At 34.5% G+C, this 11,393-nt stretch carries 13 protein-coding genes; 5 read left to right on the top strand and 8 right to left on the bottom strand.

The window, feature by feature from the left end; all coding sequences use genetic code 11:
- Positions 1 to 420, top strand: a 420-nt coding sequence (locus tag WBN20_RS01620; RefSeq protein ID WP_424280462.1) for a superoxide dismutase family protein, incomplete at its 5' end; no start/stop codon positions are given.
- 611 nt (positions 421 to 1,031) lie between these two features.
- Complete coding sequence (locus tag WBN20_RS01615; protein ID WP_424280461.1) at positions 1,032 to 2,225, top strand: LETM1-related biofilm-associated protein; 1,194 nt, start codon at positions 1,032 to 1,034, stop codon at positions 2,223 to 2,225.
- Between the two features lie 76 nt (positions 2,226 to 2,301).
- Here WBN20_RS01615 and WBN20_RS01610 read toward each other — a convergent pair whose 3' ends face one another.
- From WBN20_RS01610 to WBN20_RS01585, 6 genes are all read right to left on the bottom strand, one after another.
- Positions 2,302 to 3,057, bottom strand: a complete 756-nt coding sequence (locus WBN20_RS01610; protein WP_424280460.1) for a LytR/AlgR family response regulator transcription factor — start codon at positions 3,055 to 3,057, stop codon at positions 2,302 to 2,304.
- A gap of 72 nt (positions 3,058 to 3,129) precedes the next feature.
- The gene (locus tag WBN20_RS01605; RefSeq protein WP_424273350.1) at positions 3,130 to 3,447 is read right to left on the bottom strand and encodes a 2TM domain-containing protein; all 318 of its coding nucleotides are present in this window, start codon (positions 3,445 to 3,447) and stop codon (positions 3,130 to 3,132) included.
- A 33-nt stretch (positions 3,448 to 3,480) separates the two neighbouring features.
- The gene (locus tag WBN20_RS01600; protein WP_424274316.1) at positions 3,481 to 3,783 is read right to left on the bottom strand and encodes a 2TM domain-containing protein; all 303 of its coding nucleotides are present in this window, start codon (positions 3,781 to 3,783) and stop codon (positions 3,481 to 3,483) included.
- An 80-nt stretch (positions 3,784 to 3,863) separates the two neighbouring features.
- Positions 3,864 to 4,145, bottom strand: a complete 282-nt coding sequence (locus WBN20_RS01595; RefSeq protein WP_424274317.1) for a 2TM domain-containing protein — start codon at positions 4,143 to 4,145, stop codon at positions 3,864 to 3,866.
- A 136-nt stretch (positions 4,146 to 4,281) separates the two neighbouring features.
- Positions 4,282 to 5,613, bottom strand: a complete 1,332-nt coding sequence (locus WBN20_RS01590; protein WP_424280459.1) for a 2TM domain-containing protein — start codon at positions 5,611 to 5,613, stop codon at positions 4,282 to 4,284.
- Between the two features lie 23 nt (positions 5,614 to 5,636).
- Positions 5,637 to 6,272: a tetratricopeptide repeat protein gene (locus WBN20_RS01585; RefSeq protein WP_424280458.1), complete on the bottom strand. Its 636-nt coding sequence runs from the start codon at positions 6,270 to 6,272 to the stop codon at positions 5,637 to 5,639.
- 141 nt (positions 6,273 to 6,413) lie between these two features.
- Here WBN20_RS01585 and WBN20_RS01580 point away from each other — a divergent pair, with 141 nt between their 5' ends.
- Entirely contained in the window at positions 6,414 to 7,037 is a 624-nt protein-coding gene (locus tag WBN20_RS01580; RefSeq protein ID WP_424280457.1) for an FMN-binding negative transcriptional regulator, read from the top strand.
- A gap of 37 nt (positions 7,038 to 7,074) precedes the next feature.
- Here the strand turns inward: WBN20_RS01580 and WBN20_RS01575 are convergent, their stop codons facing one another.
- Complete coding sequence (locus WBN20_RS01575) at positions 7,075 to 7,812, bottom strand: LytR/AlgR family response regulator transcription factor (RefSeq protein ID WP_424274320.1); 738 nt, start codon at positions 7,810 to 7,812, stop codon at positions 7,075 to 7,077.
- Between the two features lie 2 nt (positions 7,813 to 7,814).
- Complete coding sequence (locus WBN20_RS01570) at positions 7,815 to 9,773, bottom strand: tetratricopeptide repeat-containing sensor histidine kinase (RefSeq protein ID WP_424280456.1); 1,959 nt, start codon at positions 9,771 to 9,773, stop codon at positions 7,815 to 7,817.
- Positions 9,774 to 9,983: 210 nt separating this feature from the next.
- Here WBN20_RS01570 and WBN20_RS01565 point away from each other — a divergent pair, with 210 nt between their 5' ends.
- Together WBN20_RS01565 and WBN20_RS01560 are read left to right on the top strand one after the other, a co-directional pair.
- Positions 9,984 to 10,499, top strand: a complete 516-nt coding sequence (locus WBN20_RS01565; RefSeq protein ID WP_424274322.1) for an ester cyclase — start codon at positions 9,984 to 9,986, stop codon at positions 10,497 to 10,499.
- Positions 10,500 to 10,544: 45 nt separating this feature from the next.
- Positions 10,545 to 11,315 carry a hypothetical protein gene (locus WBN20_RS01560; RefSeq protein ID WP_424280455.1) on the top strand — a complete coding sequence of 257 codons (771 nt, stop codon included), beginning with the start codon at positions 10,545 to 10,547 and terminating at the stop codon, positions 11,313 to 11,315.
- Positions 11,316 to 11,393 lie beyond the last annotated feature (78 nt).

Genomic DNA, 11,393 nt, shown 5'->3' with positions numbered 1-11,393 from the left:
AGTGACAGTAATGTGCAGGGTGAAGTGGTCTTTACAGAAGAAAAAGGAATGGTAATGATGAAAGCCACATTAAGTGGACTTAGCCCGGGAGAACACGCAATTCACATTCACGAAAAGGCAGATTGTTCTTCTGATGATGGCACGTCTTCCGGAGGGCATTGGAACCCAACTCATGAGCCACATGGAAAATGGGGTATGGCCGAGGGATTCCACAAAGGTGATATCGGTAATTTTACGGCAGATGCAGACGGTAATGCCGTTGCTGAATTTAGTACAGATCAGTGGTGTATAGGCTGCGAAGATGAAAATATGAACATTTTGGGCAAAGCTGTAATTGTACATCAGGGAGTTGATGATTTTACTTCTCAACCAAGTGGTGCCGCTGGTGCCAGAGTAAGTTGCACCGGAATCATTGAATAGAAAACTTATAATGTCATTAAAGATGGCTGCTAACTTAGCAGCCATCTTTAGTTTTAAGAGGTCTATTCGTTTATGGTTTTTTTGGTGAATCTTCAATAACAGTAAAAGGCTATCATTTTTGAAATTTTGATAGCCTAGCCTTATAACATTTTAATTATTAATGATTTATTTCTCTGCCCTGATTTTTTCTTAAAGAATAATGGGCTTTAAAAACTTTAAACAAAAGAAATGACATCACTATAAACCAAACGGAGAAAATATAGTATTCCATAACGAGGTTGATTTGGGTTAAATTCTCGAAAAACGTAATAATAAATTAATTCAGATTTCTGTAATACTTGGGGCATTGCAGAAATGCATTAATAGCATTTAAACGATAAACATAAGCATTTCATCTATAAAATCCTACAAAAAAGTTAAAAAAAACCAAAATGCTAAGTAGATTTAATACTGATTAATTGCAAAGTTTCAAATAAAATTTCAGATTGATAAAATCATAAACTAAAGTTGAGATGATTCATATATAGAACTATATCCCTTTTTAATAATATGGGCAATAAAGGGAATGTCCTATATTTTGTTTTACTTTGAGTTTTTAAAAGATTAAGCCAATGAACCCATCTGCATCCGGTTGGATCGATAAATTCGGGCACGACGTAAAAGATAATTATGAAGTTTTTAGCAATTTCAGGCATCTTTACGGGGGACTTAAAACATCTGGTTTTGTCTATGGCCTAAATATCAAGATTCCGCGTTTTATTAGCCCTGAACACACCTTGTCGGAGGATGAAAAGGCCAAGATTAACTTGCTTACCGCGCTATTCTTCACTTTTAAGCTGGAACGCAATAATTCTAATTTTGATGATTTTCTTCAAACAATTTTTCAATTTTATCAGGAACTAAATATTAGTAATATCTCTTTCCTTAATAAAATCCTTGCCGGTAGTAAAACCTCTAAACAACTTGAAAAACTGATTGGCTCCAGGGTCTACCTGGGCGATAATGTATTTAGTAAAACCTTCAACAGAATTATTACAAACTCCTTATTATTTATTGATGTTCTTACATTCAAATATTACCTGAACGGTGGCAAAAACATTAGGGAACACGCTCAAACATTAGAATACCTGACCATAAATGTTACCTCACATGCACTAAACTCTAAAGAAAAAAATAAAACGGACGAGCGTTTAGCCCAACTTTTTGCATCTTCCATGACATTTATTGATGGTGAAAAACAAGAATTTGATGGCTCATATAGAGTCCAGCTATTGGAAAACTCCTCAATCTGGGAAAATCATTATTTTCTGGATGTTGCCTGTCTTACTGTTTGGGAAGATAAAACACTGGAATATCAGGAATCCGAGTTTATCTTTGGTATTGGCAAGGATCTTGGGTTTGAGAGAAAAGAGATTTCCAGATCATTAGAAGAAATTACTTCCTTCTTTGAAAAAAATTCTGCAAATATTCCTTTTCTGAAAGACCCCAACATGGCAATTCAATTTTATGATAGCATGTCTAAAGTGGTCAATAAACTAATTTTGAGAAATAATAAAAGACTTCAAAAAGAATTATCAGAGAGTAAAGAATTGATGCAACTACTTTCCAAGTCTACAGTCAAGGACCTCAGTCAGGAAGAAAAGAAAAAAGTCCAAAATCAGCTTATCGATATTTTTAAAAGCATACCCTCTCTGGCAATATTTTTATTACCCGGAGGAGCAGTTTTATTGCCAATTTTTATTAAATTAATCCCTAAATTACTGCCGTCTGCTTTTGATGACAACAGAGTAGATAAAAAATCCTGAAATACAATAAAAACACAACTATAAGAAAAATCTATAGCTATACTTAAATAGCTTTATATCAGGTCTTTAATTATATTTACTCTAACCATAACTTGAAATCCTTAACCCTTTCCCTGCTAACGATTATTTCCTGCTCATTATAGCGATTTAATTTGATTATCAGGCGCGAATTGGTGTAAGAAACAATGTCTTTTATGTGATTGATATTGATATAGAACTTCCTGCTTACTCTGAAGAATATTTGTGGTGATAATTCATGTTCCAGGTTTTCTAAAGTAGTATCCAAAAGATAGTTTCTTCCTTCTGCAGTTGCAGCATAGGTACCTTTATTTTCACTGTAGAAACACTCAATTTCATCAGCATTGATAATTTTCAGATGCTGTCCAAGCCTAATAGTGAATCTTTTTTTGTACTCTCTTTCAAGGGGGTTGATCAGTAATTTTTTTATATCCTCAAAATCCAGACTTATTTGTTCATGATCTGGTTTCAGGTTTTGATATTTTCTGACTGCACTCTCCAACTCTTCATCATCAATTGGTTTTAGAAGGTAATCTATACTGTTAAGCTTAAATGCCTGTAATGCATATTCATCATAAGCGGTAGTAAAAATAATAGCACTATTAACCTCAACCAGATCAAAAATTTCAAAGGATAAGCCATCCGACAGTTGAATATCGAGAAAAATCAAATCCGGATGCTTATTGTTCTGAAACCATTCAACAGCCTCTTCCACAGAATGAAGCATATTAGAAACACTTACATTTAGTTCAGTGAGTAATCTTGCAAGTCTTCTCGCTGCAGGTTTTTCATCTTCAATTATCAATACATTCATCCCAATGATTTAATTAATTACCCTTGCTTTCAAAATAATAGAATACTCTGACAAAATGCCTTTACTATTTTATTATTTGAACTTTTCAGCTTCGCGTTTGTCTTTTTCAATATATTTCTGAATTTGCCGTTCTTCCCATTTTTTACCAAAAAACGGATTAAAATTAAATACGTGCGCTCCGTGAAATGCCAAACCAATTCCCCAGAATAATAAAGTGAAAAAAGTGGACAAATTCCAGAAATTTCCACCATCGTACATTGTTCTTATATATACATTCACAAGAATAAATGCATTAATCACTATATATACAGCCAAATGTATATAAAATCCCTTTATCGCATCCACCTGCTTCTTAGCTCTTTCGAGCTTATTGTTATTTTCAATTTCCATTGATATATACTTTTAAAATTATTTTGTAATAGCCTACTCCCACCTGTTTTGATGTTCATCTTCTCGCATAATCTCCTTAATCTTGCGCTCTTCCCAGTCCTTGCCAAAAAACGGGTTTAAATTAAAGATTTTTATGGCGTGAAAAATTATCCCAATTCCCCATCCAAATGCAGCCCATAAAAACCACATATAACGCCATTCATTTGTCCAGTAGTTTAGTATTGCCAGAAAGGAAATCACGAGCACATACGATGCTAGATTTCCATAGAATTTCTTTAAGCAATCTACGCGTTCTTTTGCTCTTAAATATTTAGATTCTTTATTAAAATCTTCCATGATGCTTTTGTTAATAGTTATTTATATTTCAGCGTTGTCATATGTTGAATAACAACATAGATGTTCAGTTTCATAATAGCTCAAAAACCTTCCTTATTCATTAGTTCCTGAATTTTTCTTTGTTCCCACACTTTCCCCCATAAAGGATTAATTCCATAAGCAGCCATACCCTTACCTATCAAGCCAAGGCCCCAGCCAAGAGCCGGAAACACCGCCCAGGGAAAGCTGGTAGTCTGATAATTTATCCATATAAGAACCGGGATAATTATGCAGTATAAAAAACTACTGACATAAAATTCCCTAATTGCTTTTACCTGTTCTTTTGCCATTATATAACTGGCTTCTTTTCTATTGTTTTCCATGATTCCTGTCTTGTAAATGATTCTGTTACTAATTACAATTCAAAATTGCGAAATACTGAACAACCCTCTAAATTTAGATTTCTCAAACGTATAATTTTAAGGATGAATTGTAATTTTGAATGGGTAGTTTTCCTTCCTAAAACTCATCATTTTCCATTAGCTCTTTTATCTTCTTTTCTTCCCAGTTCTTCCCCCATAAAGGATTATAACCAAAAGCCTCCATTCCGTGCATCAAAAGTCCAAAACCCCATCCCAGTGCAGGAAAAATTGCCCATGGAAAACTTGTTGACCTAAAATTTAACCATACTAAAAAGGGGATTACAATACAATATGCAGTAAGATTTCCATAGAATCCCTTAATTGCCTCTACTCGCTCTTTAGCTTTCTGATATCTCTTATCACTGATATAGATTTGCTGTGATTCTCTCATACTAACCATCTTGGTAAGCATGGGTAAAAAGATCGTAAAGTCCTTCGGGGTTTTGTTAATTTGAACTTCTTTGTCAGAAAGAATACTATACCGTTGCTGAATATTCCTGAGCCCTACCCCACTGCTCTTCCTGACCACCTGTTTCTCCTGCAAATTATTCTGAATTACAAGTGACTCCCCTTCTTCGAATACCTTAATATGTAAAGGCCTTGTGCTGGTGACAACGTTGTGTTTAACCGCATTCTCTAATAAAAGTTGCAGCGATAGTGGTACTATCCTGGCTTCAGGATTACTGCACTTTTCTGGAATATCGAAGACAATACTGTCTTCAAATCTCATTTTTAGTAATCGTATATATGTTCTTGCAAACTGAAGTTCCTCGTCAACAGTTACAAGATCCTTATTTTTTTGTTCCAGAACGTACCTGTATACTTTAGATAGAGATGTAGTAAATTTTTGCGCCTGATCAGGATCCTCCTCAATTAAACTGGTAAGTACATTAAGACTGTTAAATAAAAAATGAGGATCTAACTGATTCTTTAAAGCATCGAATTTTGCGGAAGCTGTCCCGGCAATTATCTTTTGCTCCTTGACTTTTTTATCTTGTAAAGCCCTGTAAAAGTATAACGCATGAAAAAACACAGAGACTACAATCGTAATTATTAAGGCTATAAGGTAATGGACAGTCCTTTCTCCGGCGAGAAATTCTTCCCAATTGGCGCCCTCAAAACCCAACCGAATCAATATTCTTATCCAAAGAATACCAATCATCGTAAGAACAACTCCACCTACAGCTCCTATAACCAGTCTGTACCTGCCGTATTTTTTCCAGACGACCTTATGATTTAAATAATCAAAAAAAGAACTATTAATAAGAGTCAGTATTACTGAATAAAGAAAATTATAACCTACACCTATATAAAATTCTCTATCAAATTGAATCGAACCATTTGCAAAAAATTTAATACTAACAAAAATGACAGATAGGATTAATCCTACTAAAAATCCTATTATCAATGTCTTACCCAGATATTTCATTTTAGTTGAGCTGTGTTAGTTTTCTATTTAACTTCCTCACTATGGCATTCATTGAGGATCATTGTTGCTCTTTCTTTTCCCCAATTAGGATAAAATGGCCCTTCAGGCTTAAAGTTAGCAAAAAGTTCCAATGACCGCTCTACATCTTTGCAATAAGGAGTCGTATCTTTTCCAAAGTATTTGGCAGAACCCATGTCCCATTCGGCTTTAGATAAAACCACTCTGGGATTATCGGGAGCCAGGCCTAATGCCTTCGCATAAATAGCAACGTTTTTAGCTGAAAGGGTCATTCCATAGGTGGCGCCATCAAAAGCTATCCAAGCTGTATGGATCAATGCCTGCTGTATTAGAATTTCCGGGTTTTCTGGTGATATGGCCATAGCAAGGTCAATAGATTCCTGTGCCTTTTCTAGCTGTTGACTTATCTTTTCTTTATCTGTTTCGCCAAACGAGCGCAAGGTATTTACCTGAGCAATGTAATAATATGGCAACCAATTGTCTGATTCCGCCATCGCAACCCTTTCAAAAAGATTGGATGCTTCTGTTGCCTTTCCATCTCCCCAAAGGGTAAATGCCTGTTGCATGCCTTTGGTATATTTATCCTGGCCGAATACAGATAGGCCTATAAAAAAAAATATTAGCAATAAAGTGTTTTTCATTTTTAAGATTTTTAAAGGTTAATAGTTCAAAAATGGTCCAAAACCCGTTCCGAAATAAAAAAGACTTCCTGAACTGTAGATTTTTAATGACTAATTGTAATTTAGAGCTTCCTTTGGTGAAGAATAAGTAACGGAAGACCTATGTATATACCACAACACTATAAAAATGAAAATCTTAAAGAAGTTAAGGAATTCATTATTAATAATTCCTTTGGTATTTTAATAAATCATATGAATGGTAAACCCTGGGCCACTCATATCCCATTAGAATTAGATAAGGACGCCAATGGTAAAGACATCTTGGTAGGTCATATTGCAAAAGCAAATCCACAATGGAAATATTTTGTTGAAAACAATGAAGTCCTTTGCATATTTAACGGGCCACACTCTTACGTTTCTTCATCCTGGTATCTGGAAGAAGAAGTTCCTACCTGGAATTATATTGCAGTACATATCTACGGATTATTAAAAATTCAGGACGAAAAGGCCCTTATGGCTTCTCTTCATAAACTGGTAGACAAATATGAGCGAAAGTCAGAAAATCCTGTATCTCTGCATAATTTATCTAAGAAAACTCTCAGACAAGTAAAAGGCGTTATAGGTTTTGAGATTGAAATCAAAGAAATACAGGCAGCTTATAAGTTATCGCAAGGACGTGAACAGGATCATCCAAAAATAATCGAGAAGTTAGAAAATCGAGATGCCAGTAGTGGGCATGCCATTGCAGAAGCCATGAAAAAAAGTAAATTTAAAAAATTTAAATGAGGAAGTCTATAGGTGAAAAAAGTTGTTGTTTTAACGGTTAAATGGTATGCAATCTTCCAAGTAAAAATTCCTTATATGACTTACTTATTGGAATAACCTTTCTGTCTATTTCGAGATGACTATCGGCTACAATATCCAATTTGCAGATGTTAACAATAAATGACCTGTGGACACGTATAAAACAGCTGTCTTTTAATTCATTTTCAATTGTTTTTAAAGTGCTCACGACCAGATATTTACCTAAGGTGGTTACAATATTACAATAGTTTCGTTCAGCCTCAATATAAAGAATTTGGTCTAATAATAATTTAACCATTTTTCCATTATGCCTGACAAAAATCCGATCTGGTAAAACCTCCAAATTATTTTGGTCCGAGTATTGTTTTAAACTTCCGTTATCCTTTATTTTCTCAACAACTAGCGCTATAGTGCGCTGAAGATTTAATTTATTAAAAGGTTTGGAAATAAAAGCATACGGTTGTGTTTCTTTTGCCCTGGAAAAAGTACCGTCATCATTATTGGCAGTTAAATATATTATGGGTATTTCATTTTGTACATGAATAGCAATTGCTGCATCTATACCATCTATAGCTCCTTTAAGATTTATATCCATCAAAATAATATCAGGTTTGTTTTGACTTGCATTACTAATTGCATCCTCACCCCGGGATACAATACCAATGACTTCGTAACCTAACTTTGTTAATTGTAATGAAAGATTCGCCGCGATAATCATATCGTCTTCCACTATTAAAATTCTAATTAACTTATCCATACTTAAGCTGCTTTGTGGTTTTGAAATTCGAAAGAAACTGCTGTTCCTTTCTTAACATTTAAAGACATTTTGCCTTCTAATTGCCTGGTGAGTAATTCAATTAATTGCGTGCCAAAGCCCGTACCCTCCATCTTATCATAATAGTTTTTACCTATGCCATTATCTGATACTTCTAAGTGTAACTGATTCCCTGATTCTATAAGACTAATCTTTATAAGTCCTTTACGATTATCCGGAAAAGCATATTTCAGAGCATTGGTGAACAACTCATTCACTATCAGACCTATAGGAATAGCGGTATCAACATCCAATTTAAGTTCCTTCATCTCACAAGCAATATGTATTCTTTCTGAAGCCCCGTAAATATCTACAATATAATCCCACAGGTTCTCGAAATATTCCTTCATTTCAATGGATGAAAAACTTTTACCCTGATAAAGTTTTTGGTGAATCATACTCATACTATGAACCCTAAGCTGACTTTTCTGCATGGCGTCGGAAACCTTTGCATCATTAACCTGCTCAGATTGCAGGGATAATAAACTGGATACAACTTCTAAATTATTCTTTACGCGATGGTGTATTTCTTTTAGCAAAAATTCTTTTTCGTCATTTTGCTTTTTAAGCAATCTGTTTTTCTTCTTATTAGTTTCTATGGTATTGTATAAGAGTAATAAAATCAATAGTAATAACCCTCCGATAAGAATCATTAGCGTCTGTGTTGATCTTTGCTTTTTAATTTGATTTTCCTGTACTATAATAGTACTCTCTTTTTGAGCTACGTCAAACTCTGTAAGTAATAATGAAATATGCTGATCTGCCTCGGCTGTAAATATCTCCTTTTTAAGCTTATCATATTCTGCATAGGCCTGATAGGCTTCCCGGTAATTGTGATTGCCAGCATACGCCTTGCCTAAGGCTTCATAGGCCTGGCTAAGATAAAAATCATCTCCAAAATCAGCTGTAGCAATTTCAATACTCCTCTCAAGACTCTCAATTGAGGAAATATATTTTCCCTGAAGGTTTTGCAATTTACCTATTGACAACCAGGAACGCATTAACATAAAATTATTATCCAATAATTCCCCATATTTCACAGCATTTTCACCCGCAAGATCTGCTGCTTCAAAATCGTTCATATAGGCTTTTAGATATACCATAGAAATATATACGTCACATAAATTATTATAAAAACCATATCGCTCGCCAATTGCTATAGAATGTTCGAAATAATTAAGAGCTTCTTCATGTTTATCCAAAGCCATGTAGCAATTCCCTACTACATATAGCGTAAAATCATAATCCAGGTCATTTAAGCCTCGTTCTTCAAAAAGAGTTAAGGCCTTTTGGCCATATTCCAGAGCCTTTTCATAGCGTGATTGTTTCCAAAATAAATTGCTTAAATCACTAAAAGCAACAGCCATTGCCCTTTTATCCTTTAATTGATCTGCTAATATCAGGGTTTCCATAGCAATATCGGCCGCCTTATCCAATTTGCCCTGTCTCTCATATACATATCCCAACTGAGTATAGACCAATGGCAAATCTCTCTCCAAAACTTTTTTCATTGCGGATTCTAAGGTAAATCTGGCGCTATCCAGTTTTTCCATCCTTAATAGAATAGCTCCCTCAGTAATTTGAAACCTTCCTTCCCATAAGGTATCTTTCTTTTCACGGGTTAGTTGTAAGCCTTCCTTTGTAAAATTTAGGGCTTTGGTTAAATTTCTCGTATGCCAGTAATACCCAAGGTCATTGAGAATATTGAATTGGATAGTATCATTTTTGCTTAATGGGTAGGCGTTCTCAAGGATGTCTAAATAGGAAATTCCAAAATTATCCGTATCAATAAACACTCTTTTGTAAGAATTTTCGCTTTTAAAGTCTACAATCTGGGACCGAACAATTTCAGGGCTCAAAAATGAACATATGAAGAAAACCAAAACCGTAAAAAATCGGCTCACCGTGTTTATTTAGAAATAATCGATGGGGGCTCGTAATTATTTAAATATACAAATTTTAACATAACAATTGCTTCGCTAAGTGAAAATATACATTCGGACATTAAATAAGGTCATTCGTCCATTCCTGCTTTTATTTGTGCTATTTTATTTTTTCTTTAGCTTACCGCATAGGTATAATGAACGCTTATCGGGTAATCTGTGTGGAGAATTATGTCCAAATCTTTAATTAGTATTTTTATTTTATTAGTTGTAATTACTGCCTGCAAGACGGATAATAAAAGCGTAGAATCGTCTATGAACGATAAACTTTCCAATAGTTTAAGTGTATTTATTGATTCCTGTTGGAATGATCAAAATGTATCCAAATTGAATGAATTGGTAGATAAGAGTTTTATTAGAATTCTCAATGGTATCAACGTAGCAGGGAATGAAAATGAAATGGCGGCTCATATGAATGTTTATTTTACAGGTTTTCCCGACTTAAAAATACAATACAGTGATGCGTATATAGAAGGTAACAACATCTTTATGAATTGGGAATGCACTGGCAGTAACACAGGCGTGTTTGGTGAGATGCCGGCTACAGGTAAAAAAATTAAAATTCAGGGGCTCTCACATCTTTATTTCACGGAAAATGGAAAACTATACAAAGAAGACGTCTATTATAACGAACTAGATCTGCTTCAACAATTGGGTTATACCCTTACTTCCCCGGTGCTTGAATAATTTAAACCCTAAATATTAATTAATTTAACAAAAATTGAATCAACAATGAGAACACTAAAGACACGATTAACAAGTTTATTTTTAGCATTACTTACCGGGGCAATAGGTCTTGCCCAGGAAGAGAGTAATTCCCAGGCTTATTGGGTACATGAGGATGTGGTAAAACCCTCTAAAGTAGCCGACTACGAATCTGTTTGCAAAGAATTAACGGATAACCTAAAAAAACATGACATTCAGGAAATTAGTACCATAGTTACCAATACAGAAGATGACCGGTATTTATGGGTATCGCCTATTACCAGTATGGCGGATATTGATAAACCTGTTTTTGCAACACTTAAAGAAAAAATGGGTCCACAGACTTTTGAAAATATTTTTAATAGAATGGACGAATGTTATGATATTGAACAAGATTATATCATACATTTAGACAAGGCAATGTCGTATATGCCAGAAGGCATAACACAAACACCTGAAGGTGAAAACTATCGTAAATTCTTCTATTTTCATATAACGCCGTCAAACAGGTCTGTGGTCAGAAAGAACATGGAGGCCATAACGAATTTATTTGCCAGTAAGGGTTCTAAATTCTATTACAGGGTTTACAAAAGTGGGTTCGGTACCAGAGGTGAGTTTTATATGGTAGCTGCCGCTGCAAAAAACAGTACTGATTATAGTGCTAAAGTAACCGCAAACAATGAACTTTTAGGTGATGAGTGGCCTAAATTATACAACGAACTAAGAAGTAATTTGCTGAAATTTGAAGTATTTACAGGAAGTATGAGACCAGAAATGGCTTATAGTCCATCTAAATAAATATTAACTATTACCCCCAATGGCCAAAAACTATTGGGGTTTTTACTATACACTAATCATTAAATTTTAAAAAATGAA

The organism is Eudoraea sp., assembly GCF_049665975.1.
Taxonomy (GTDB): Bacteria; Bacteroidota; Bacteroidia; order Flavobacteriales; family Flavobacteriaceae; genus Eudoraea.
The sequence above is the reverse complement of the archived record's forward strand: the minus strand, read 5'-3'. Positions and strand labels throughout refer to the sequence as shown.

Coding starts and splice junctions, on each gene's coding strand:
- WBN20_RS01615 (WP_424280461.1), top strand. CDS start 1,032: ATGAACCCATCTGCATCCGGTTGGATCGATAAATTCGGGCACGACGTA.
- WBN20_RS01610 (WP_424280460.1), bottom strand. CDS start 3,057: ATGAATGTATTGATAATTGAAGATGAAAAACCTGCAGCGAGAAGACTT.
- WBN20_RS01605 (WP_424273350.1), bottom strand. CDS start 3,447: ATGGAAATTGAAAATAACAATAAGCTCGAAAGAGCTAAGAAGCAGGTG.
- WBN20_RS01600 (WP_424274316.1), bottom strand. CDS start 3,783: ATGGAAGATTTTAATAAAGAATCTAAATATTTAAGAGCAAAAGAACGC.
- WBN20_RS01595 (WP_424274317.1), bottom strand. CDS start 4,145: ATGGAAAACAATAGAAAAGAAGCCAGTTATATAATGGCAAAAGAACAG.
- WBN20_RS01590 (WP_424280459.1), bottom strand. CDS start 5,613: ATGAAATATCTGGGTAAGACATTGATAATAGGATTTTTAGTAGGATTA.
- WBN20_RS01585 (WP_424280458.1), bottom strand. CDS start 6,272: ATGAAAAACACTTTATTGCTAATATTTTTTTTTATAGGCCTATCTGTA.
- WBN20_RS01580 (WP_424280457.1), top strand. CDS start 6,414: ATGTATATACCACAACACTATAAAAATGAAAATCTTAAAGAAGTTAAG.
- WBN20_RS01575 (WP_424274320.1), bottom strand. CDS start 7,812: ATGGATAAGTTAATTAGAATTTTAATAGTGGAAGACGATATGATTATC.
- WBN20_RS01565 (WP_424274322.1), top strand. CDS start 9,984: ATGTCCAAATCTTTAATTAGTATTTTTATTTTATTAGTTGTAATTACT.
- WBN20_RS01560 (WP_424280455.1), top strand. CDS start 10,545: ATGAGAACACTAAAGACACGATTAACAAGTTTATTTTTAGCATTACTT.